The sequence below is a fragment of the Nocardia transvalensis NBRC 15921 genome (genome assembly GCF_000308875.1).
In the GTDB taxonomy this organism is placed as follows: domain Bacteria; phylum Actinomycetota; class Actinomycetes; order Mycobacteriales; family Mycobacteriaceae; genus Nocardia; species Nocardia transvalensis.
Genome location: NZ_BAGL01000032.1, coordinates 131,423 through 154,461 on the forward strand (window position 1 = coordinate 131,423; position 23,039 = coordinate 154,461).

Annotated in this window: 20 protein-coding genes; 15 read left to right on the plus strand and 5 right to left on the minus strand. The window is 68.7% G+C overall.

Annotation, left to right across the window (positions count from 1 at the left end):
* The first annotated feature begins 59 nt into the window (after positions 1-59).
* Genes ON41_RS10435 through ON41_RS10445 form a run of 3 tightly spaced genes read left to right on the plus strand, consistent with a single transcriptional unit; the run spans position 60 to position 4,642 of the window.
* Positions 60-2,531, plus strand: coding sequence for a hypothetical protein (locus ON41_RS10435; protein ID WP_040747187.1), 2,472 nt, complete (start codon positions 60-62; stop codon positions 2,529-2,531).
* Positions 2,528-4,318, plus strand: a complete 1,791-nt coding sequence (locus tag ON41_RS10440; RefSeq protein WP_083905255.1) for a P-loop NTPase family protein — start codon at positions 2,528-2,530, stop codon at positions 4,316-4,318. The genes ON41_RS10435 and ON41_RS10440 overlap by 4 nt, the downstream gene beginning before the upstream one ends.
* Before the next feature lie 54 nt (positions 4,319-4,372).
* Positions 4,373-4,642, plus strand: a complete 270-nt coding sequence (locus ON41_RS10445; protein WP_040747188.1) for a hypothetical protein — start codon at positions 4,373-4,375, stop codon at positions 4,640-4,642.
* Between the two features lie 7 nt (positions 4,643-4,649).
* Here ON41_RS10445 and ON41_RS10450 read toward each other — a convergent pair whose 3' ends face one another.
* Positions 4,650-6,695, minus strand: a complete 2,046-nt coding sequence (locus tag ON41_RS10450) for a glycoside hydrolase family 15 protein (protein ID WP_040747190.1) — start codon at positions 6,693-6,695, stop codon at positions 4,650-4,652.
* A gap of 67 nt (positions 6,696-6,762) precedes the next feature.
* Here ON41_RS10450 and ON41_RS10455 point away from each other — a divergent pair, with 67 nt between their 5' ends.
* Positions 6,763-6,993 carry a hypothetical protein gene (locus ON41_RS10455; RefSeq protein ID WP_083905256.1) on the plus strand — a complete coding sequence of 77 codons (231 nt, stop codon included), beginning with the start codon at positions 6,763-6,765 and terminating at the stop codon, positions 6,991-6,993.
* Between the two features lie 92 nt (positions 6,994-7,085).
* The gene (locus tag ON41_RS10460; RefSeq protein ID WP_157185419.1) at positions 7,086-7,349 is read left to right on the plus strand and encodes a hypothetical protein; all 264 of its coding nucleotides are present in this window, start codon (positions 7,086-7,088) and stop codon (positions 7,347-7,349) included.
* Between the two features lie 19 nt (positions 7,350-7,368).
* Here ON41_RS10460 and ON41_RS10465 read toward each other — a convergent pair whose 3' ends face one another.
* Positions 7,369-8,403 carry a M48 family metallopeptidase gene (locus ON41_RS10465; protein ID WP_040747194.1) on the minus strand — a complete coding sequence of 345 codons (1,035 nt, stop codon included), beginning with the start codon at positions 8,401-8,403 and terminating at the stop codon, positions 7,369-7,371.
* 65 nt (positions 8,404-8,468) lie between these two features.
* Here ON41_RS10465 and ON41_RS43730 point away from each other — a divergent pair, with 65 nt between their 5' ends.
* The 9 genes from ON41_RS43730 to ON41_RS10505 all read left to right on the plus strand — a co-directional run bounded on the left by ON41_RS43730 (position 8,469) and on the right by ON41_RS10505 (position 18,030).
* Positions 8,469-8,558 carry an Ms4533A family Cys-rich leader peptide gene (locus tag ON41_RS43730; RefSeq protein WP_373281333.1) on the plus strand — a complete coding sequence of 30 codons (90 nt, stop codon included), beginning with the start codon at positions 8,469-8,471 and terminating at the stop codon, positions 8,556-8,558.
* Between the two features lie 207 nt (positions 8,559-8,765).
* Positions 8,766-9,812 (plus strand): sulfate ABC transporter substrate-binding protein, encoded by a 1,047-nt coding sequence (locus tag ON41_RS10470; RefSeq protein WP_040747196.1) that lies wholly within the window; start codon positions 8,766-8,768, stop codon positions 9,810-9,812.
* A gap of 45 nt (positions 9,813-9,857) precedes the next feature.
* Entirely contained in the window at positions 9,858-10,730 is an 873-nt protein-coding gene (gene cysT, locus ON41_RS10475) for a sulfate ABC transporter permease subunit CysT (protein ID WP_051161198.1), read from the plus strand.
* A 16-nt stretch (positions 10,731-10,746) separates the two neighbouring features.
* Positions 10,747-11,556: a sulfate ABC transporter permease subunit CysW gene (gene cysW, locus ON41_RS10480; RefSeq protein ID WP_040747198.1), complete on the plus strand. Its 810-nt coding sequence runs from the start codon at positions 10,747-10,749 to the stop codon at positions 11,554-11,556.
* Positions 11,553-12,569, plus strand: coding sequence for a sulfate/molybdate ABC transporter ATP-binding protein (locus ON41_RS10485; protein WP_040747199.1), 1,017 nt, complete (start codon positions 11,553-11,555; stop codon positions 12,567-12,569). Before cysW ends, ON41_RS10485 begins: the two co-directional genes overlap by 4 nt.
* A 506-nt stretch (positions 12,570-13,075) precedes the next feature.
* On the plus strand, positions 13,076-13,669 hold the full coding sequence (locus tag ON41_RS10490) for a hypothetical protein (RefSeq protein ID WP_051161199.1): 594 nt from the start codon (positions 13,076-13,078) through the stop codon (positions 13,667-13,669).
* 252 nt (positions 13,670-13,921) lie between these two features.
* Positions 13,922-15,046 carry an Hsp70 family protein gene (locus ON41_RS10495; RefSeq protein WP_051161213.1) on the plus strand — a complete coding sequence of 375 codons (1,125 nt, stop codon included), beginning with the start codon at positions 13,922-13,924 and terminating at the stop codon, positions 15,044-15,046.
* A gap of 383 nt (positions 15,047-15,429) precedes the next feature.
* A complete protein-coding gene (locus ON41_RS10500) occupies positions 15,430-16,434 on the plus strand; it encodes an AurF N-oxygenase family protein (RefSeq protein WP_040747293.1) in 1,005 nt (334 codons plus the stop codon).
* A 12-nt stretch (positions 16,435-16,446) separates the two neighbouring features.
* The gene (locus ON41_RS10505) at positions 16,447-18,030 is read left to right on the plus strand and encodes an FAD-dependent oxidoreductase (protein WP_040747201.1); all 1,584 of its coding nucleotides are present in this window, start codon (positions 16,447-16,449) and stop codon (positions 18,028-18,030) included.
* Positions 18,031-18,110: 80 nt separating this feature from the next.
* On the opposite strand, the gene ON41_RS10510 is transcribed toward ON41_RS10505, so the two are convergent.
* The 3 genes from ON41_RS10510 to ON41_RS10520 form a co-directional block, all read right to left on the minus strand.
* On the minus strand, positions 18,111-19,082 hold the full coding sequence (locus tag ON41_RS10510) for a zinc-binding dehydrogenase (protein ID WP_040747202.1): 972 nt from the start codon (positions 19,080-19,082) through the stop codon (positions 18,111-18,113).
* Positions 19,083-19,151: 69 nt separating this feature from the next.
* A complete protein-coding gene (locus tag ON41_RS10515) occupies positions 19,152-20,555 on the minus strand; it encodes a carboxylesterase/lipase family protein (protein WP_051161200.1) in 1,404 nt (467 codons plus the stop codon).
* Between the two features lie 21 nt (positions 20,556-20,576).
* Positions 20,577-21,473: an MBL fold metallo-hydrolase gene (locus tag ON41_RS10520; RefSeq protein ID WP_040747203.1), complete on the minus strand. Its 897-nt coding sequence runs from the start codon at positions 21,471-21,473 to the stop codon at positions 20,577-20,579.
* A gap of 123 nt (positions 21,474-21,596) precedes the next feature.
* Here ON41_RS10520 and ON41_RS10525 point away from each other — a divergent pair, with 123 nt between their 5' ends.
* Positions 21,597-22,472: a helix-turn-helix transcriptional regulator gene (locus ON41_RS10525; protein WP_040747205.1), complete on the plus strand. Its 876-nt coding sequence runs from the start codon at positions 21,597-21,599 to the stop codon at positions 22,470-22,472.
* Positions 22,473-23,039 lie beyond the last annotated feature (567 nt).

The following is a 23,039-nucleotide window of genomic DNA, read 5'->3' on the forward strand; positions in this document are numbered from 1 at the left end:
TCTGAATTCGGTAACACCCCGTTCGGTTCGGATACCGAGCAGCTGAGAGCGGAGCCTGTATGACGCGTGACCTGCCCATCGAGGACGACGATTCGGGCGCGGGCGATCACGCGGGGGACACCGCGTATCGCGTCGCGACCGGCGTCGCACGGGTGGCCAGGGCGGGCGCGTATGTCACCGGTGGCGCGCTGATCGCCTCCAACGGCTCCCCGGCGCCGGCGAACGAGTCGCACACCAGCCGCATCACCGGGCTCACCAACGATCCACACCCGGATGCGCCGAGCCCGGTGGTGACCTATCCGGATCCGGATCCGGACTCGGTCCCGCCTCCGGTGCTGGGCAAGCCCGCGCCACCCGTCCTCGCCGCGCCGGATCCGTCGGCCCACGCCCCGAATCCGTGGGCGGCCCCGCAGGCGCAGAACCATGTCGACCTGTCCACGCCGGACGGCAGTTTCAGCGGCGGGGGCTACTGGTACTCGCAGCCGCTGGGTGACGGGTACTCGCCGACCGCGCCGTCGGCCGGGACGCAGGGAAACTCGTCCTCCGATGCGGGAACGCACGGCTCCGGACATGCTCCGACGCCCGGGTACGGGGATTCCGGCACGATGCCCTTCGGCTCGCTCACCGATCCGGGCTTCGGGTTGCCGGGCCTGCCTGGCTTGGACGGCCAAGGTTTCAACCTGCCCGGATACCTCACTCATCCGACCAGTTCGACGATCGGGAATGTCGCGTCGACCGGTACGTCGCCGGAGGCTCGCTTCGCCGACACCGCCGACGACGGGTCGCACGCCTACGGTCTGCCGGGCGCGGAATCGCATCCGGCCGCCTCGTTCGGGTCGGGCCTCGGCCTGCCCGGTACCGGCGGGTTGCACCTGCCGGGGATGAACGGTCTCGGCGCGGGCGGTTTCGGATTGTCCGACGGCACTCAATCGCAGGCCGACCATGCCTTCGGCGCGCAGCCGCAGGCGGGCCATGCCTTCGACGGCATCGGTGACGACCATATGACCGGCGTCTTCTTCGGCGCGGAATCCACCCTCGACGTGCACATCGGGCTCGACGGCATCTGGGTGAGCGCCGATTCGCACGTCGATGTCGTCGTCGGGGAACTCGGGCATCAGCTCGACAGCTACGGCGACTGGCTGGATCACGGCGTGGGCGTCGCGACCCCGGCGGACGAGGCGAATCCGCTGCTCGCGGGGCTGGGCGCGCAGGCCTCCGGTTCGCAGAACGGTACCGGCGCGGTGGCGGGCGCACAGTCCGCGGGCGCACCCGGATCCGCCTCGGCGACGCCTGGGACGGGTTCCACGATGGCCGGCACCCAGGGTGTCCAGGCGGCCGGCGCCGCCCCCGTCGTCGGCTCCGCGGGCGCGCCCGGCCCGATCGCCGCCGCACCCGCGCCGATGTCCGGCCCCGCTCCCGCATCGATGCCGAATATTGCTGTCGCACAACCGATGCCGACCGCTCCCGTCGCGGCCCCCGCGCCCATCGCGGCCGCGCCCGCACCGGTGCCACCGCCGGCCCCGGTGCCGGTGCAGCCGGTGGCCGTGACCCCGTGGCAGACGACCATCCAGCCGGAGGCGGCCTCGCATCCGATCGCCAATGTGCTGGTGGCTCACCCCGGCCCGACGCCGCTGACGGTGCCCGCCTTCGCCGCGCCGACCTTCTTCGACCACAATCCCGGCCGTCCGGAGCACACCGGCGTGGGCGGGGGGCACGACGACGACGGTTCGCCCGCGTCCACGATCGCCCATTCGCTGACCGGCACCGCGGCACCGTCGACGACCCCGCACGTGGGCATCGTTCCCGGTCACACGAGCGGCAGCACCACGCCCTCGCACGGCGCGGAGCCGAGCCTGCCGGGCCTGCCGATCTTCGGACCGGGCTCCTCGACCACGGTCGCCCCGACCACCCCGCCGGGGAGCAGCGAGCCGGGCACCACACGCCCGGAGTCGTCGAAACCCGAGACCACCCGGCCGGAGACCTCCACGAACCCGAGTGGCGCCCACGATTCGGACTCGCCGAGCGTCACCCCCACGGTGACCCCGCCTCGCGACACCGATTCCGATCATCCCGGCGGCGTGCACCGGCCCACCCCGTCCGATACCGACGACGCGACTACGACCGTGCCGACATACGACGGCCCGACCCGCGACGTCCCCTCCCATGAACCGTCCGCCTCCGACCCGACTACCATGCCGGGGCATGCGTCGACGGTTCCCAGCATCAGCAAGCCCGCGCCGCCCGATACCGGCGACGTCGGTGGCGGCGCGTCCCACACGCAGCCTCCCGTGACCGCGCCGCACACCCCGGTGAAGCCGCCGCCCACCGTGGATTCGTCGCCGGGCGGCTCGCATCCGATCAAACCCGCCGCGTACGAAGCGAATTCGTACGACAGCGCGGTGTGGCCCGACCCCGGGCACACAGGGCTCGACGCCGGGCACGACGGGCTGGCGGGCACGCTGCTGCCCGGCCCCGCCGAGACCGACCACACGATGGTGCACCTCGTCACCGACCACCACGTCATGCTGTGACCGGAACAGCAGTGGAATCCTCCGCCGCCAAGCATCCCGACGCGATGGCGCCGCTGCTCGGCCTGCTCGACCAGCTGCTCGAACAGACCCGGACCGCCGGTCGCGCCGATCTGTCCGCCCGGCTGGGGATGTCCCGGTCCCGGGTCGCCGATCCGCGGGTGCGCCTGGTGGTGGTCGGGGAGCCCAAGAACGGGATGAGCACGCTGGTCAACGGCCTGGTCGGCACGGTGGTCAGCCCGACCGACAGCCGGATCAGCGTGCCCGCCATCGCCGAGTACGGCCCGCGGCCCACGGCCACCCTGATCCGCGCCATCGGCGGCGGCCGTACCGAGCGCCAGTCGGTCGACCCGCTCGATCCGGGTCCCGCGCTCGCGGCCGAGGGCGTGATCCGCGCGGAATTCACCGAACCCAGCCCGCTGCTGGCCGAGGGTTTCGTGGTGATGGACGCGCCCGGCGCGCCCGCCGACACCCCGACCACCTGGTCGCTGATCGCGGCCGCCGACGCCGTGCTCTACGTCGCCGATGCCGGATCTCCGTACAACCCGGACCAGATCGCCCTGCTCCAGCGCATCCAGCAGGTGTGCCCGACGGTCGTCTGCGTGCTCAACAAGATCGATCGGCATCCGCAGTGGGCGCGGGTGCAGCAGCGCAATCGTGAACTGCTCGACTCCGCCGGGCTCGGATTCGCGGTCGCGCCGATCTCGGCCGAACTGTATCTGCGCGCGAAGGGCGATCAGCGCCGCGATCTCGAGTCCGGGGTGCCGCAGCTGCTCGACCATCTGCGCGAATACGTGCTGCGACGCGCGGATACGGTCGCCCGCGAGGCCGCGGTGCGCGATATCCGCATGATCACCGATCATCTGGCGATGGCGCTGCGCACCGAGGCCGAGACGCTCCGCGATCCGCGGCGTCGCGGCGAATTCACCGAACAGCTGCGCGCGGCCCGCGCCGAGGCCGACGAACTGCGCCAGCGTTCGGCGAACTGGCAGGTCACCCTCTCCGACGGCTGCTCGGAGTTGATGGCCGATATCGAGCACGACCTGCGACACCGGCTGCGCACCCTGATCCGCGAGGCCGAGGCCGAGATCGGCAAGCGCGATCCGGCCCGGCGCTGGCGCGAATTCGGCGCCGACCTGGACGCGCGCATCTGCGAGGCGGTGGAGGAGAACTTCGTCATCGCGCACTACCGCTCGATCGAGCTGGCCGAGCAGGTGGCGGAGAAGTTCCCGCACACCGAGTGGGATGTGCCGCTGCCGGATATGCGGCTGGAGAATCCGGGCGAGGTGCTCGAGCCGGTGGCCTCGCTGGAACCGCTCGGAAGCGCGAAAGTCAGTGTCACGCAATCGGTTCTGAACGCCATGCGCGGCTCCTACGCCGGCCTGCTGATGGTGGGCGTGCTCACCACGCTGCTGAATATGCCGCTGTTGAACTGGTATTCGGGTGCGGCCGCGGCGGTGCTGGGCGTGAACGCGCTGTGGGAGGACCGCCGGATGCGCCGCGAACGCCGCCAATCCGAGGCGAAGGTGGCCGTGGCGCGGCTGATGGACGACGTGATCTTCCAGGTGAGCAAGGAATCCCGGTTCCGCCTGCGCAACGTGCAGCGCACCCTGCGCGACCACTTCACCGAGATCGCGAACCAGACCCTCCGCTCGGTGGACGAATCGCTGCGCGCCGCCGAGGAGGCCGCCGCGGTCCACTCGCCGGAAAGCCGTGACCGTCGCCTCACGGAGATCGAGAAAACCCTGGTCCGCCTCCGCGAGGTTCGGGAACGCGCCGACGCGGTGTAGCGATCTGCGGTAAGTTACCTGGCCGAATGTGTTGTCGTCGTGGATGGAGCTCTCGTGCGCACCAAACTCCTCGCCGGAATTCCGGCCGCCGCGTTGCTGGCCTCGGGCGTTGCGCTGGTGTTCGCGCCGGCGGCCCAGGCCGTGCCGACCTACTCCTGCACCGCGCAGTCCGTCGACGGGCAGCAGTTGGACCCGGTCGTCGTGGAGGCGCGCAACGGCGCCACGCAGGCCCGGCTGCGGGCCCGCCCGGAATGGCGGGGCCAGGCCAAATTCGACACCATCCAGTGCACGCCGACCGGCGGCCAGGCTCCTTCGCAGCGCTGAGCCGGCCTCAGACCGTCCGGTGAGCGGGCTGGAATTCGCCCGCCCGCACTGATTCCTCCGCGCGGATCACGTGCATGACGGCGTTGATCAGCGCCAGGTGGGTGAACGCCTGCGGGAAGTTGCCGAGGTGCCGTCCCGAGCGCGGGTCGATCTCCTCGGCGTAGAGCTTGAGCGGGCTGGAGTAGCCGAGCAGCCGTTCCAGCAGGTGCCGCGCGCGCTGCACCTCGCCGATCTCGACCAGCGCCGAGACCAGCCAGAACGAGCAGATGGTGAAGGTGCCCTCGACGCCGGACAGGCCGTCGTCGGTGGAGTCGGTCCGGTAGCGCAGGACCAGGCCCTGTTCGGTGAGGTCGTCGGCGATGGCCAGGACCGTATTGCGGACGCGCTCGTCGGTGGGGTGCAGGAATCGGACGAGGGGGACCAGCAGCAGCGAGGCGTCGAGGGTGTCGCCGCCGTAGGTCTGGGTGAAGACGCCGTCGGCGTTGACGCCGTTGTCGAGGATGTCGGCGTGGATCTCGTCGGCGATATCGTGCCATTTCTTGGCGTAGTCGTATTCGCCGTGCATCTCGGCCAATTTCGCGCCACGATCCAGTGCCACCCAGCACATGACCTTCGACGACGTGAAGTGGCGGGGTTCGCCGCGCACCTCCCACATGCTGCGATCGGGTTCGCGCCAATGTTCGATGGCGGCCTGCACCTGTTTCTCCAGGATCGGCCACAGCGATTCCGGAACCTGCTGGCGGGAGCGGACGTGCAGGTAGACCGAATCGAGAATGGTGCCCCAGATATCGTGCTGGTCCTGCTGGTAAGCGTCGTTACCGACCCGGACCGGGCGGGCGCCGTCGTAGCCGTGCAGGTGGCCGAGTTCGTATTCGGTGATCTCGCGTTCCCCGCCGATGCCGTAGAGCACCTGCAACGGCACGGTTTCGCCGTTGTCGGATTTGGCGACGTCGTAGAGGAAGGAGAAGAAATCGTCGGCCTCGCGGTTCAGCCCGAGCGTGTACAGACCCCACAGCGCGAATGTGGAATCACGCACCCAGCTGTAGCGGTAGTCCCAGTTGCGTTCTCCGCCGGGCGTTTCCGGCAGCGAGGTGGTCGCGGCCGCGAGCAGCGCCCCGGTCGGCGCGTAGGTCAGCCCCTTCAACGTCAACGCGCTGCGCTGTAGATAACCGCGCCATTCGTGGTCGGGGAATTTGCCCAGGGTGATCCATTGCCGCCAGTACTCGGTGGTCGCCCACATCTTCTGCGCGGCCTCGGCGAAGGTCGTCGGCGGCGGCAGCGGTGACCACGACAGCGCCACGAAGACCTCGTCGCCCTCCTGCATCCGGGTGCGCGCCTGCGCGGACCGGCCCTCCAGGCCCAGCCGCATATCCGTCGTGAGCGTCAGGGTCGGCTCGTCGTGGCCGTCGGCGGCGTGTTCGCGGTGGGCGGTGGCCTGCTCGTAGACGTCACCGGTGTATTGCCAGGTCGCGAGGCCGCGGTGGTAGTCGAACGACGGTTCGCAGGTCAGTTCGAGTTCGACGACGCCGTTCACGCATTTCACCGTCCGCAGCAGGATGTGCTCGGCATCCCAGTCCCGCGGGGTGCGGCGGTAGGTGCGGCTGCGCTTGTCGTTGTTGTGCCAGGGGCCCAGCACCAGCGCGTCGCGCACGATGACCCACCCGGTCTCGGTCTGCCAGGTGGTCTCCACGATCATCCCGCCCGGCAGATACCGCCGGGCCGCGGGCACGTTCACCCCGTAGGGCCCCAGCCGGAAATGCCCCGCGCTGCGATCCAGCATCGCCCCGAACACGCTGGGGGAGTCCGGCCGCGGCAGGCACATCCACTCCACCGAGCCGTTGCGCGCGATCAGGCAGTTCGTCTCGCAGTCGGACAGGAACGCGTAGTCGTCGATGGGCGGGAACACCGAGCGGTGCGTGCCCGTGGGAGTCGGGATATAGCCTGCGGCCAGGGACGCGTCGGTCACGTCTTCGAGCGCGTCCCGCCGGACCGGCGCGTCGACCGGCAGCAGCCCGTCGGGCCCGGCGGAAATCGGTTCATCGTAAGACGACATATCCCCATCATCGGCGCTGCACGCTTCCCCCGTCCATAGAGCGGACGGGGAGGACTAGGCTGAGGCTGTGCATCGCATTGCTGGCTGGTGGGACGGCTTCGAACTCTGGGTGGCCGGACTGCCGTTCCTCCCGCAGTTTCTCGTGGTGCTGATCGGGGCCCTGCCGGTCAGCTTCGCCATCGCGTTCGCGCTCGATCGCGGACTGCGGGTGGTGCTGCGTGTGCTGGGCCGCGACCGGTCGGTGGATTCCGAGGCCGAGCGGCCCGCCCCCCGGCCCATCCACGAAGAGGCCGCCTGATGCCCCGCTCCCGCGTACAGCTCGCACTGGTCGCGCTGCTCGTGCTGGTGATCGTCGCCTGGTTGATCACCCGCTGAGGTACTGTGCACGGCATGCCAACCGATGAGGAATTCGCCGAGATCACGCAGCTGCTGGACGCCGACGAACTCGATGAGGGACCGCGCGTGCTCGCCACTCACTACGCGTCGCCGGAAGAGGCCGTGGAGATGGTGAAGGCAGCCCAGGTTCTCGGCCTGGGGGTGCGCCTGCACAACCAGCTCCGGGTGGAGGAGACCAACGAGGACGGCGAGGAGACCGCCACCGAAGAGTGGATCATCGATCTCCTCGAGAGCCCGCCCGAGGTCGAGGACGAGTGATCGGCTGACGCCGATTTCCTCAGAGCCCCAACCTTTTTCCTAGTTTCGACACCGTTCCGCCCACCTCTTGGCCCACGGTGCTCACCGCGGCCCCGACATCGCGGCCGAGGTTGCGCACCGTGCGGACCAGGGGATCCTCCGACGAATCGAAATTCTCCCGGTACGAGCGCGCCGCCGCGCGGATCTCGTCCGTGATCCGGGTCTGCCGGTCGTGTTCGCGCAGCGGATAGCGGCCGTCGAGAATGCGGTCGTACTCCCCGGAGGTGATCCAGCGCCGCAGCTCCGCGGCCCGCAGCACCGAGAACGGGTGCGTCCGCAGCTCCAGATTGAGCAGCTTCAACACGCCGTCGCGCAGGTCGCCGGTGCGGTCGTAGTCGTCGGCCTGCTGGAGGAAGGCGGCGTGGTTCATCTCGGTCACCATCGCGCCGCCGGCGAGCTTCATGTGCACCCGCACCGAGGCGTCCACATCCTGGCCGCACAGCAGCCCCGCGCGGTCGCCGGACAGCTCCGATTTGCGGCTCCACTCCATCAACGCCGCCACGATCGCCCGCAGCGCCCAGCCACCGATCGGCATCCACCCGACGGTCGACGCCAGCCCGAGCAGATGCATCAGCATGGTGCGATAGACCGCGTGCCCGGACAGCGCGTGACCGAGTTCGTGGCCGACCACGAAGCGCAGCTCCTCGGTGTCGAGCAGTTCGATCAGGCCCGTGGTGATCACGATGAACGGCTCGTCCATGCCGATGGTGAGCGCGTTGGCGCTCGGATCCTGCAGGACGAACAGTTGCGGCGTGACGGGCGCGTCGAGGATCCGCACGGCGTCCGCGCGCAGTTCGTGCAGCGTCTTGAACTGACGTTCGTCCACCCGGACGGCCGTCGCGAGATACAGCAGCCGATGCTGGCGTTCGCGCAGCAAACCCGACAGCGTGCGCAGCACCGTGTCGAAGCCCGTGAACGAGCGCAGCGCCACCAAGGCGGTCCGATCGGCAGGGTGCTCCCAGGCCCGCGTACTGATGCCGGGAAAGCTGCGGCGGATGCGGTCCGGACTGGTCATTTGGTTCCCCCGGTATGTTTTGTCTTGATTAGCGGGTCGTTCCCCCGCTCTGCTACAGTCTGCCCGTGAGGTCGAGTGTTGTACCGCAGGTCCGCCATGAATTGGCGTTGATCGCAGTCGGTTGCCTCGTCGTCGCGGACGTCTACTGTCGCTGATCGTCGAGCGGGCAGCTCTGCGCCGATTCCCAGTAGACTGGCGCGCATTCCTTTCGCAGACATGCCCGAACCCAGCCGGCCCCCGCGGTCGCAGTCGCGCCGTCGCCGCACCCACCGGCGATAGGTCTACTCAGGCAACCACAGTAGTTCCACCCGTCGCAGACTTCCCGGAACTGGGAACGGCGGTCAGCAGGAAGGTCCACCCCGATGTCACGCACCAGCCGGTTTCTCTCGCGTCGGCACACCGTCGCCGCGGCCCTCACCGCACTCTCGGCCGTGGTGCTCACCGCCTGCTCCGGCGGGGCCAGCGATACCGCGGGCGGGGGTGGCGCCGACGGCAGCGGCGGCACGCTGAACCTCTACGCCTACGCCGTGCCGAAGCCCGGCTTCGACAAGGTCATTCCCGAGTTCAACAAGACCGACCAGGGCAAGGGCGTGCAGATCCAGCAGTCCTACGGCGCCTCCGGCGACCAGTCCCGCAAGGTGAAGGACGGCGCTCAGGCCGACGTGGTGAACTTCTCGGTCGAGCCCGACGTCACCCGGCTGGTCGATGCCGGTCTGGTGGACGCGAACTGGAACGCCGACGCCACCAAAGGCGTGCCGTTCGGCTCGGTGGTCTCGATCGTGGTGCGCAAGGGCAACCCGAAGGGCATCAAGGACTGGGACGACCTGCTCAAGCCCGGTGTCGAGGTGGTGACCCCGAACCCGTTCAGCTCCGGCTCGGCCAAGTGGAACCTGCTCGCGCCCTACGCCGCCAAGAGCGACGGCGGTAAGAACCCGCAGGCGGGCCTGGACTACCTGGGCCAGCTGATCTCCAAGGACCACGTCAAGGTCCAGCCCAAGTCCGGCCGCGAGGCCACCGAGACCTTCCTGCAGGGCACCGGCGACGTCCTGCTGAGCTACGAGAACGAGGCCATCTTCTCCGAGCGCAACGGCGATCCGATCGAGCACTTCGTCCCGTCGACCACGTTCAAGATCGAGAATCCGGTCGCGGTGCTGAAGAACAGCAAGAATCTGGACAAGGCCGTGGCGTTCAAGGACTTCCTGTTCACTCCGGAGGGCCAGAAGGCCTGGGCGCAGGCCGGTTTCCGGCCGGTCGACCCGAAGGTGGCCGCCGACTTCACCAAGGACTTCCCGACCCCGCAGAAGCTGTGGACCATCGACGATCTGGGCGGCTGGAAGACCGTGGACAAGGAGCTGTTCGCGCAGGGCACCGGCAGCGTCGCGCAGATCTACGACCGGGCCACCAAGTAGGCCGGACGGGGAGACACGGGATACTCGACGACTGTGGGTGACGGCATGACGGGCACCGGTACCGCCGCCGGGCAGCAGACATCGCGGGAGACATGGGGTGGCCGGGCGCGATCCTGGCTACGCGTGACCGGTTCGGTCGGTCCGCTCGGCATCGCCGTCGCGGTGCTGTGGCTGAGCCTGATCGTGCTGCTGCCGCTGGCGGCGTTGACCTTCCACTCCTTCGACGAGGGCTGGGCGGGTTTCTGGGACGCGGTGACGGCGCCGGCGTCGCTGGATTCGCTGCGCGTCACCATCCTGGTCTCGATCGCGGTCGCGCTGATCAATGTGGTGATGGGCACGCTGGTCGCCTGGGTGCTGGTGCGTGACGAGTTCCCGGGTAAGGGCATCGTCAACGCGCTGATCGACCTGCCGTTCGCGCTGCCCACCATCGTGGCCAGCATCGTGCTGCTGTCGCTGTACGGACCGCAGAGCCCGATCGATGTGCAGCTCAACGCCACCCAGCCCGGCCTGATCGTGGCCCTGACCTTCGTGACGCTGCCGTTCGTGGTGCGCTCGGTCCAGCCGGTGCTGATCGAGGCGGATCGCGAGGTCGAGCAGGCCGCGGTATCGCTCGGCGCGGACAACTGGACGACGTTCCGGCGCATCATCCTGCCGTCGCTCACCCCCGCGATCATCTCCGGTGGCGGGCTCGCCTTCGCCCGCGCCATCGGCGAATACGGCTCGGTCGTGCTCATCGGTGGCAATATCCCCGGCCGGACCCAGATGACCTCGCAGTACATCCAGCAGCAGATCGAGGTCGATCGCCCGGTGAACGCCGCGGCGGTGTCGGTGGCCCTGCTGGCGATCTCGTTCCTCACCCTGCTGGTGCTGCGGCTGTTCGCCGATCGCATCGCCCGCAAGGAACAGGCGAGCCGATGAGGACGGAGGTATCCCGATGAAACTGTCCGCTCCGACCCGGATCTCGCTGCGGGTGGTCGCGCTGGCCTACCTGTTCGTGCTGCTGGTGGCGCCGCTGATCATCATCCTGTGGCGCACCTTCGAACGCGGTATCGGCGCGTTCATCGATGCCATCAGCACGCCCGCGGCGGTCTCGGCGTTCAATCTGTCCCTGCTGATCGTGCTGATCGTGGTCCCGGTGAACGTGGTGTTCGGGATCGTGACCGCGCTCGCGCTGGTCCGGGGAAACTTCCCGGGCCGCAACCTGGTTCAGGGCGTGGTTGACCTGCCGTTCGCGGTGTCGCCGGTGGTGGTGGGCGTCTCGCTCATCATGCTGTGGGGCGTCAACGGCTGGTTCGGCGGCGTCGAGAATCTCGGCTTCCGGGTGATCTTCGGCCTCCCGGGCATGGTGATCGCCACCATCTTCGTGACGCTGCCGTTCGTGGTGCGCGAGGTGGAGCCGGTACTGCACGAGATCGGTGACGACCAGGAGCAGGCCGCGGCCACGCTGGGGGCCACCGGCTGGCAGACGTTCTGGCGGATCACGCTGCCCGCGATCCGCTGGGGCCTGACCTACGGCGTCGTGCTGACCGTCGCCCGCGCGCTCGGCGAATTCGGCGCGGTGATCATGGTGTCCTCGGCGCTGCCGGGTATCTCGCAGACCCTGACGCTGCTGGTGCACGGCCGATACATCAACGACCACAACACCTTCGGCGCCTACTGCGCCGCCACTCTGCTGATGGCGATGGCGCTCGTCACTCTCGTCCTGATGACCCTCCTCGAACGCAAGCGGGGCACTGCCACATGATTACCGTGACCTCGGCGAACAAGCGCTACGGCAGTTTCGCCGCCCTCGACGACGTCAGCCTCGAGATTCCCTCGGGCGAGCTGACGGCGCTGCTCGGACCGTCCGGATCCGGTAAGTCGACGCTGCTGCGATCGATCGCCGGGCTGGAATCGCTGGATTCCGGCACGGTCGTCATCGCCGGGCGGGACGTCACCCGGGTGTCGCCGCAGAAGCGCGATATCGGATTCGTCTTCCAGCACTACGCCGCGTTCAAGCACATGACCGTGCGCGACAACGTGGCGTTCGGGCTGAAGATCCGCAAGCGGCCCAAGAACGAGATCCGCAAGCGGGTGGACGAACTGCTCGGCATCGTCGGCCTCGACGGTTTCCAGCACCGGTATCCCGCGCAGCTGTCCGGCGGTCAGCGTCAGCGCATGGCCCTGGCCCGGGCGCTGGCCGTGGACCCGCAGGTGCTGCTGCTGGACGAGCCGTTCGGCGCGCTCGACGCCAAGGTCCGCCACGACCTGCGGACCTGGCTGCGGCGGCTGCACGAGGAGGTGCACGTGACCACCGTGCTGGTCACCCACGATCAGGAGGAGGCCCTGGACGTCGCCGACCGGATCGCGGTCATGAATGCCGGGCGGATCGAGCAGATCGGCAGTCCGGAGGATGTCTACGATCGCCCGGCCAACGATTTCGTCATGTCGTTCCTGGGCGCGGTGGCGAAATTGAACGGACATCTGGTGCGGCCGCACGATATTCGCATCGGCCGCGATCCGGGCATGGCCCTGGCCGAACACGAGGGCACCGCGGAATCCGCCGGAGTCACCCGCGCGAAGGTGGAACGCGTCGTCCGCCTCGGCTTCGAGGTGCGCCTGGAATTGCGCAACGCCGCCACCGGCGACCTGTTCACCGCCCAGGTCACCCGCGGCGACGCCGAGGCCCTGCGGCTCGCGGACGGGGAAACGGTGTACGCACGGGCAACACGCATTCCCGACCTCCCGGTGGCCGAATCCCCAGCCTCGGCGAGCTGAATCCCGCGACGTCGGCGAGCTGAATCCCGCAACGTCCGCGAGCTGAATCCCGCGACGTCGGCGAGCTGAATCCCGCAGCCTCGGCGAGGTGAATGCGCACAGCCGTGGCGATCCGAATCCTTTTTCCGGCGTGCCTTTGGCCGGAATCTCGCGAGGTCCCGGCCAAAAGCACGCCGAGAACAGTGGAATGCGACACGCCATGAGCAAATGGCGTTTCACATCTGGGATATGTGATCGAATACATCCCATGCGAAACGAGTAATCCGAAAGTGATCGGACAGTGATCTCGTGGGTCGCGCGGTGCGCGATCGCATATCCTCGCCCGGACGACAATATCCCCGGGTAGTCCCTGTCACCGCCGCCGCTGTCGCGCGAAGATAGGCGAATGCGGGCCTGGTGGGGGAGTGGCGGACACACAGAAATCGCCCAATTCCATGCATATTCCCAGAATTTCGCCGGCGGCTCTCGCCGCCTGTGGCGCAATTGCGATCGTCACCGGGAACTCGGTGTCGGGACCGGACGAGCGCGTCGTGGACGAGCCGGAACTCGTCCGAAGTTACAGCGCTCCGGCCGTCGCGCCGGAGCCGCGCGATCCCTATCGCCGTTCCTCGCACCACGATCCCGATCTTCGTCCGTCGCTCCATGATCCGTACCTCCGTCCGACACCGGCGGACGTGTTGCCGCGCACGGTGACCGGTGCCCAGCAGCGTTTCACGCCGAGCCCGCCGCAGTGGGACAACGCGCGCGTGATCGTCTCGGTCGCCCGCGATCGTGGCCTGCCCGTCTACGCGGCGGTGATCGCGCTGGCGACCGCCCTCCAGGAATCGTTGCTGGAGAACCTCACCGAAGCCGTCGACAACGATTCGCTGGGCCTGTTCCAGCAGCGGCCCTCCAGCGGCTGGGGAATTCCGGACGAACTGACCGACCCGGCCTACGCCGCGGGCGCGTTCCTCGACGGCCTCGTCGCGCGGGCGCCGGATTTCCGGGAGCTGCCGCTGTGGGAGTCCGCGCAGGCCACGCAGGCCTCGGCCCATCCGCAGGCGTACGCGCAGTGGGAGGAGCAGGCGGCGGCGATGGTGGACGAGATCTGCGGCGAGTGAGGCCTTCCGCGATCCCGGCAAACCGGCGCCGGACGTCACCTCCTCGTCACCGCCGCCGGGAACACCGTGCCCCGACGATCATGATCACCCAGCTCGACGCGCGTATATCGGCTCGATATGTAGCGCACCTCACAACCGGCGCTCGGGCGGACAACCGCTTGTCCGGTGGTTGGCAATCTTTCAGCACAATGGTTGCCTTGTTCCGGGTCGAATCACGGTTCTATAAAGGCTCGTCGAACGAGGGTGGACGTGATGACGGTTGGGCTCGGAGTCAGTATCGGCACGGTCAATACGGTGTGCGCCGTGGAAAACGGAGGTGGGAACAGAAACGGGCCCCCGGCCACCTGGCGCACCACCCTCACCTTCGACAGCACGGGCACCGCCCGGGTCGGCCGCATCCCCAAACACGGCCGGGCCATCACCGATTTCGCCGATCTCACCCAGCGCGGGACGCCGAACGCGCGGGTCGGCCATCGGGCGCTGTCGGCCGCCGATCTGGTGGCGACGGTCGCGTCGAGCGTGCTGTCGGATGTGCTCGGCGCCGCGCCGGAGCCCGAGCACGGCATCACCGTCACCCACCCGGTCGGCTATCCGCCGCAGCGCGTGGACGATCTGCGCGAGGCCCTGGATGCCGTGGGGTTGCGGCATGCGGTGCTGGCCGCGGAGCCGATCGCGGCCACGGCCTGGCTGGAGGAGACGTGCGGTCCGCTGATGCCCGGCCTCGCACTGGTCTACGACCTGGGCGGATCGGGGTTGCGGGTCACGCTGGTCCGGGTCGGGGCGGGCGCGCCCCGCAATCCGGTGGTCGGAGAGTCGTTGCGCTCCACCGACTTCGGCGGCCGCGCGTTCGGTGCCCAGATGGCGCGGCGGGCCGACTGGCGGTCCGCCGAGACCCCGCATGTCGCCACCGACGCGGTGATCACCGAGCGGCGCACGGCCCACGTCCGCAAGTCGCTCGACGTCGTCTACGAATGCCTGCGCGTCGCCGACGTCACGATGGCCGACGTCGACCGCGTCCTCGTGATCGGCGGTGCGGCCCGGCCGCCGGAGGTCGCCGCGGTGCTCGCGGCCGCCCTGGCCCGCCCGGTGATCGTGGCGCCCGATCCGGAACGCACGGTCGCCGAGGGCGCCGCCATCCTCGCGCGCCGCGCCTCGGAGGCCGAGCACGGCGGCGTCGGCCAGCGCCGGGCGTGGTGGAGCGGCGGCACCGTCCGGGCGGCGAGCGGCCGCCTCCTCGGCCGCCGCCTCACCCGAGCGGTGATCACCGCCTCGGTCACCGCCGGCGCGGCCCTGTTCGTAGCCACCGCCCCCGCCGGCGACGCGGTCAGCGTAGGCGCGATAACCAACGACGCCTGCCTGATCCACCTCTACGGATGACCGCCCCTATATAGACGACTCCCGCTTGCGCGGCGGAGTAGTGAACGCTCCCCACCCTCGGTGGGGAGCGTTCCTCTTTCCCGGAGCCCTCCCATTTCCCGGCACGAGCCCTCCTCATTTCCCGGCGCGCTTTTGGCCGGGAACCCCCACGGGCACTCTCACCAATAGCGGACGAACGTTGACGTGATGCGGAACACGTTACCTGCGGGTCAAGTACGACCGGAAACCCTCTGACCTGCGAACCCCGCTCACGTCAGCGCCATTTCAGTGCACAAGTGTGCACTCGAATCCGAACTACCACCGGGTCACTATTGACCCCCGTCGTCGTTGGTGTAACTATGGGAAACAGTTAACCGTGCAAACCCGGAGAGGCTGTGACGACGATGTCGGTTGCCGCTACCAACGACCTCGACCCCGTGGTCGCTCAGGCTCAGGAGTACGCCCAGAAGCTGATGCTGCTGTCCGAGGGGTCGGTCAACAAGCACTTCGACCCGTTCGAGGATATCGACTGGGACAATCCGGACTTCGCCGCCGATGCCGGCGAGGAGCGCTGGGTGCTGCCCGTCTCCGGTGACGCGCTCGGCCGCCACCCGTGGTACCAGGCGCTGCCGCTGGAGCGGAAGATCGCCATCGGCAAGTACCGCCAGGCCAACGTCGCCAAGGTCGGCTTGCAGTTCGAGTCCATCCTCATCAGCGGCATGGTGACGCACAACTTCGGGCTCCCCAACGGGTCCCCCGAGTTCCGCTACTGCTCCCACGAGATGATCGAGGAGCACAACCACACCCTGATGTTCCAGGAGATGGTGAACCGCATCGGCCTGGACGTCCCGGGTATGGGTCCGCTGGTGAGCAAGTTCAAGTACATCGGCGCCCCGGTGGCCGCGCGGTTCCCGAACCTGTTCTTCATGGCGGTGCTCGCCGGCGAGGAGCCGATCGACCACATCCAGAAGGCGATCCTGCGCTCCGGCGAGGAGATTCACCCGATCATGCGCGGCGTCATGGCCATTCACGTGGCCGAGGAGGCGCGGCACATCTCCTTCGCGCACGAGTTCCTCAAGAACCACGTGCCGGAGACGTCCAAGGCCAACAAGTTCGCGCTCTCGCTGCTGATGCCGATCGTCATGTGGATCCTGGGCCGCTCGATCTACACACCGCCGCGGTCGTTCTGGAAGGAATTCGATATTCCGGACTACGTCCGCAAGGAGCTGTTCTACGGCACCAAGGAAGCCAAGCGGGAGTTCAGCGACTTCTTCGGTGACGTGCGCACGCTCGCCAAGGACATCGGCCTGATGAACCCGATCGCCAAGGGCGTGTGGAAGGCCCTGAAGATCGACGGCCACACCACCCGGTACCGGTCGGAGCCGCTGCGCTCCGCACGGGCGGGCTGAGCGGGCCGGCCGATGCCCTACGTTGTCACGCAGTCGTGCTGTAGTGACGCCTCGTGCGTGTACGCCTGCCCGGTCAACTGCATTCACCCGACGCCGGACGAGCCCGACTTCCTGACGGCCGAGATGCTGTACGTCGACCCGAAGGCGTGCGTGGACTGCGGCGCGTGCGCCACGGCGTGCCCGGTGGACGCCATCGCCTCGTCGAAGAAGCTGACCGACGAGCAGCTGCCATTCATCGAGATCAACGCCGACTTCTACCGGCAGGCCCGCCCGCGGGCGCTGCTCGCGAAGCCGATCCCGGCGGCGAAGGTCGAGTCCGGCCACGGGCCGATGCGCGTCGCCGTGGTCGGCTCGGGTCCCTCGGCCATGTACGCCGCCGACGAACTGCTGACCCAGCCCGGTGTGTCGGTGACGGTCTTCGACCGGCTGCCCGTGCCCTACGGCCTGGCCCGGCACGGCGTGGCGCCCGATCACACCCGCACCCGGCAGGTGAGCCGGCTGTTCGACGTGATCTCCGCCCAGCCCGGCTTCGGCTCGTATCTGAATGTGGCCGTGGGCGAGCATATTTCGCATGCCGACCTGCTGGATCACTTCCACGCGGTGATCTACGCGGTGGGCGCCTCGGCCGATCGCAAGCTCGGCGTCCCCGGTGAGGGACTGCCCGGCAGCGTCTCCGCCACCGAATTCGTGGCCTGGTACAACGGGCATCCCGATCACGCCGGGCGCGAGTTCGACCTGTCCCAGCGCCGCGCGGTGATCGTGGGCAACGGCAATGTGGCGCTCGACGTCGCCCGCATCCTGACCGTCGACCCGGAGACCTTGTCCGGCACCGATGTATCGCCCGCGGCGCTGGATGCGCTGCGGCACAGCAAGATCGAGGAAGTCGTGATCGTCGGCCGCCGCGGTCCGGCCGAATCCGCCTTCACGGTGCCGGAATTCGTCGGCCTGCTCGGTGCGGACGTGGATATCGTCGTGGACGGCCAGGTACCCGAGACGGTCGCGGGCATGCCGCAGAAGGTGGAGCAGAAGCTGCGCCTGCTGCGCGGTGCGGCCGATCGGCCGGTGGGCGCGCGCAAGCGCATCGTCTTCCGCTACCTGTCGTCGCCGACCGCCCTGCTCGGCGCCGACCGGGTGACCGGAATCGAGTTGGAGCGCAACGACCTTCGCACCGGCGACGACGGGACCACTCGCGCCGTCGGCACCGGCGAGACCGAAACCCTCGACGCGGGCCTGGTGCTGACCTCGGTCGGCTACCGCGGCGTGGCGCTGCCCGGACTGCCCTTCGACGAGAAGGCGAACGTCATCCCGAACCGCGAGGGCCGGGTACTCGATGCCCCGGACGGCGCGGTATTCCCCGCCACCTACGTGACGGGCTGGATCAAGCGCGGCCCGACCGGTTTCATCGGCACCAACAAGTCCTGCGCCCAGGAGACCGTGCGTCAACTGGTCGACGACTTCAACGCCGGCCGCCTCCCCGAACCCGCCTCCAGCGCGGCCGATTTCGACCACCTGATCACCACCCGCCGCCCCGCCGCCATCCGCGGCGGCGCCACCTCCCGCCCCTGGTGGAAACGAAAGCTCCTGGCCCGCACCTGATCCCGTTCCCCCTGCAGGTCCCGCGCCCCGTCCTTCCCTGAGGCCGGGGCGCGGGGCGTCTTCACGGCGGAGCAAGGTCGCTACACCAACAGCAGACTCTTGCCGACGACCGAACGGGCTTCGATGTCGGCGTGCGCGGTGACGGCGTCCTCGAGCGCGTAGGTCTGCCCGACGATCGGAACCAGCCTGTCGGCAGCCGCTTCGGCCAGCACCTGCCGGACTCGGCGGGGGGCGTCGGGCCAGAACGTGGGGAGCTGAGACATGTCGGTGACCGTCAGCCGCCGACGTGCCGCGACATCCACGAGAGTCTCGGCGCCGCTCGTCATGCCGTAGCCGGAGAACCGGCCGCCGTCGTCGAGCAGCGCCGAGGAAGCCGCTCCGAGCGATCCCCCGATGCCGTCGAATACGACGTCGAGTTTCCGCCCGCCGGTGATCACCGACAGTTGTGCCGTGACGTCCGGATCCGAATAGTCCACTGCCGCCACACCCAGACGTCGTGCGCGAGCAACCTTCTCCGGCCCACGGACCGCCGCGATCACCCGAGCCCCCGCCGTCGTGGCCAACTGCACCAGCAAACTGCCCAGACCCCCCAGGCCGGGCTGCACCAACACGAGATCACCAGGCGCGACCGGTGTGTTCTCCAGCAGAGCCAAGGCCGTGCTGCCGTCGTCGAGCACTGCCACCGCGGTACGGGCATCGAGACCCTCCGGGAGGGGAAACGTCGCGTCCACCGAAGCGCGGACGGTATCGGCGTATCCACCGCCGTAGCCGCCGGCCGCGTGAGTGACCACCACCGTGTTCAGCCAGGTGCGGTCTACACCTGGACCAACCGCGCTGACCCGGCCGGCCACCGCACTGCCCGGCACGAAGGGAAGGTCCACCTCGAACACCGGCGGGCCCTCGCCCGCCCGAATCCGTGTGTCGAGCCAGCCGACGCCGACCACTGCCACATCCACCAGCACCTCACCTGTGCCGGGCGCCGGACTCGGCAGATCTTCGACCAGCTCCAGGACGTCAGGGCCACCGAATCGACTCACTCTGATCGCGCGCATGCACACAGCTTCGAACCTCAATATGCGTTGAGGTCAAGTTGGGTGCGGGATGCTCGGTCCGGAGGTTGCCTAGCCAGTGAATCGGTGTGTCCGGGACGGCGACCAGCGCGGATCACCGGTACGTGCGAAATCCACCCAGGCATTGTGCATGTGGGCGGCCAGCGTGGGACTGGGATGCGGGCCGAGTAGTCCGGTGGGGCCGTGGAGGGCCGGGATGTCCAGGGTGTCGAAGACGTACGGAACCTCCACGCCGTGGGCCGCGCCGAGCAGACCACCCAAAGCCCCGGATTGCCAAGAGAATTCGTAACTGTATGTCGGTGCGGGGTGGGTCGAGTGCGCCTCGATGAGACGGCGGCTGCCGATGCCGAACAGGGCGTCGCCCAGGATCGCCGACCGCAGTTCGCCGAGATCTGCCCGCGGACGCGTGGCGCGGTACCGTGCCAGCACGGTTTCGGGATCGGCGGCCAGCTGTGCGGCGGTGGCACGTACCTCATCGAGCGTCGGCGAATTCCCCTGCGGCACAAGGTAGAGATTGCCTTCCTGGGTGTTGGTGCCGACGATCAGCGCCACCCGGGAACCCGCACCCGCCGCCACGGACTCGGCGGGCTGCTCGTCCAGCACGATGCTGAACGGGCTCAGCCCTGCCAGTGGATCGAATCGGGTGGCCGTACGCAGGTCCAAGCCGCCGAGTCGTGGCACGACATCGATCAGCCGGTCATCCGGTACGTCACCGAAAGCCTCAGCTGTACAAGGTATTCCGAGTGCGGCTGCCGCCGCCCGGGCAACTCGTTCCGCCTGCTCCGGTGCGAACGCCCCCAGCCCGTTCCCGCTCTGCACGATGGCCCGCTGGAACAACCCGTCCGCGTCGGGCGTGGCCAGCAGGGCCCCGGTGAGCGTCGCCCCCGCCGACTGCCCGAATACGGTGACAGCACCCGGATCACCCCCGAACGCGGCGATATTCTCTCGCACCCACCGCAATGCCGCGACGATGTCGAGCAGCCCGCGATTGGCCGGTGCGCCCGGCAGATCGAGGAAACCGGCGATACCCAGCCGGTAGTTGACCGTCACCAGCACGACGCCGTCGCGGGCGAAAGCCGTCCCGTCGTACAGCGGCGTCCGCGTGGAGCCGCTGACGAACCCGCCGCCGTGCACGAACACCATGACCGGCTTGTCCCGGGCATCCGGCGGAGCCCACACATTGAGCGTCAGATAGTCCGCCCCGGGCACCCATCCGGCCCCGAAATACGGTGACATATCGAGCTTTCCGAACCCACCGCGATGCGGCTGCGGCGCGGTCGGCCCGGGGCGAGTCCCGTCGCGCACCTCATGCCACGGTTCGTGCGGCTGCGGCGCGGCGAACCGCGCGGCCCCGACCGGCGGTGCGGCATAAGGGATATCGAGGTAAACCCGCGCGCCGTCGACGGCGCGCCCGCGGACCGCTCCCGCGGTGGTGGTGACGATCGGATCGGACACCGAATTCTCCTGTCGAAATAGTCAGAGGCGGGCGAAAGGAGCCCATTGCTTGATGGCGAAACGGTCACCGTCGCGGGTGATCTCGGCCCCGCCGTGCCCGCCGAGGTGCGCCGGGAACAGCAGCGCATTCGAATCCGCGGCCCCTCCGAGCAGTCGCCGCCGGGTGGCCCTGGCCTCCGCCGGATCCTCACAGAAACAGCTGTTGGTATCGGGATGGACGATCTGCATCGCGGTATGCAGCAGATCTCCGACGAAAAGCGCACGGTCACCACCCGATTCGAGCGTGAGCACCGACGAGCCGGGAGTATGGCCGGGCGCCGCGTCCAGCCGCAGATTCTCGTCGATGCGGAAGCTGCCGTCCCACAGCACGGTCCGGCCGTCCCGATGCACGGGCGCCACACTGTCCTCGAAGACGTTCTGATTGCCGCGCCCCACCGCCGGCACGTGGCCGTTCGCCGGATTCCAGAACTCGAAGTCCGCGCGAGGCATCAGGTAGGTGGCGTTGGGGAAGGTCGGCACCCAGTCACCGCCGTCCAGGCGCGTGTTCCAGCCGACATGGTCGACGTGCAGATGGGTGTTGACCACCAGATCCACGTCCTCGGGCCGCACCCCGGCACGGTCGAGATTCCCGAGGAAGTCGGTGTCCAGGTGGTGCCAGACCGGCGAATGCGGCCGCTCCTTGTGATTGCCGACGCCGGTATCGATCAGGATCGTCCGCCCCGCACTGCGCAGCAGCCAGGTCTGGATGGCCGACACGCAGACGTCGCGGTCCCGATCGAGGAAATCCGGCGCGAGCCACGGCTCCTGCCAGGCCCCCTCGGGGCTCTCGGGAAAGAAGGTGTCCGGTGACATCTCCACCGAACCGAAGTACTCCATGACCCGGGTGAGGGTGACGTCCCCCAGCACGATGTCGTGCATGCTCTGCTCCTTCGCTGACGGTGACCTCAGCGTGCGGAGCCCGGGCGGCCGCGTGCCAGCCCCGCCCGTGCCTATCCCCGGCAGGGTCAGGCTGCCCGCCGGCGCGCGAGGCAGACTGGCCTCATGAGCGGACGACTGGGCGAGTTCCTGCGCGCACGGCGTGCCCTCCTGCGCCCGGAGGACGTCGGCCTGCCCGACTACGCCGAGCGCCGCCGCGTCGCAGGCCTGCGCCGGGAGGAACTGGCGCAACTCGCCGGGGTGAGCGTGTCGTATTACACGCGCTTGGAGCAGGGCCAGTCCGACAACGCCTCCGACGCGATCCTCGAGGCCCTCGCCGGCGCCCTGCGACTCGACGATCACGAACGCGCCCACCTGCGCGAACTGGCCGCACGCCGCCGCCGCCCGCGTCGCCGGCCGCCGCCGGAACGGCTCGATCCCATGACCCGCGACCTGATGCGCGCGTTCACGACCGTGCCCGCGCTGGTCCTCGGCCGCCGGACCGACATCCTGGCGTGGAATCCGCTCGGGCACGCACTCCTCGCGGGCCACACCGACCGCACCGCGCCGGAGCGGCCCGCCGATAGGCCGAATCAGGCGCGACTGGTATTCCTCGACCCGCACACCCGCGAGCTGTACGCGGACTGGCGTCGCAAGGCCCGCACCGTCGTGGGACATCTGCGACTGGTCGCGGGCCGCTATCCCGACGACGAGATGCTGGCCGCGCTGATCGGCGAATTGTCGATGAAGAGCCCGGAGTTCGCGGAGATGTGGGCCGACCACAGCGTCAGGCCGTGCGAGGGGGAGTCCTACGAGATCCGCCATCCGCTGGTTGGCCCGCTCACCGTGACCAAGCAGGTCCTCGTCCCGGCCCGCTCACCGGATCAGACCGTGGTGGTCGTCACGACGGCCGAGGGGTCCGGCGCCCAGGACAGCATTCAACTCCTCGCCCGGTCGACCGACGACCGATCGCCCGTGGAAACACGCTTCGGCGCACCATAATTCGCTGACAGGCGCTCCGGCGCGGCAGCTGTCAGGCCGAGCCCGCTGATCGGTGTGTTCGCCGAGATCCGGCGCGACGGGGATCGGGCGGACAGCGGACGTGGATGCGACGGCTCCCCGGAGGCCCTCGTTTCACCCTGCGGCGGTGGCATTTTGGACGAACCGGGCGGTTCGTTTGCGATGGCCGATCTGCCGGTATTGCTCCACTTCCGAGGGTTGGCAACCTTTCAGCCATCTAGAACTGGACGGATGAATTCGGGCGCGCAGTGATCGTTTCCGTCATTTCACAGCACACCGGTCGGTATCTCCAGATGGTTACTGTGAAGTAGCTAGTTTTGATAGCCATTTGCCGGTCGGGCATGATTTCGTGTCGCCCTTACAGGCTCGATAATCGATCTATCAGGTAATTTGCCGTAAAGACCGGTGGGTATGAAACCTTTTACGCCCATTCGGTATTCGTGATCGATATCCACCAGCTAACCTGTGCTCGCTGTTTGGTAAACGACCGCGACCACATGGTTCGATTACGTGAGGCCGTGGTCTCGGTGCGTTGACGGGATAGCAATG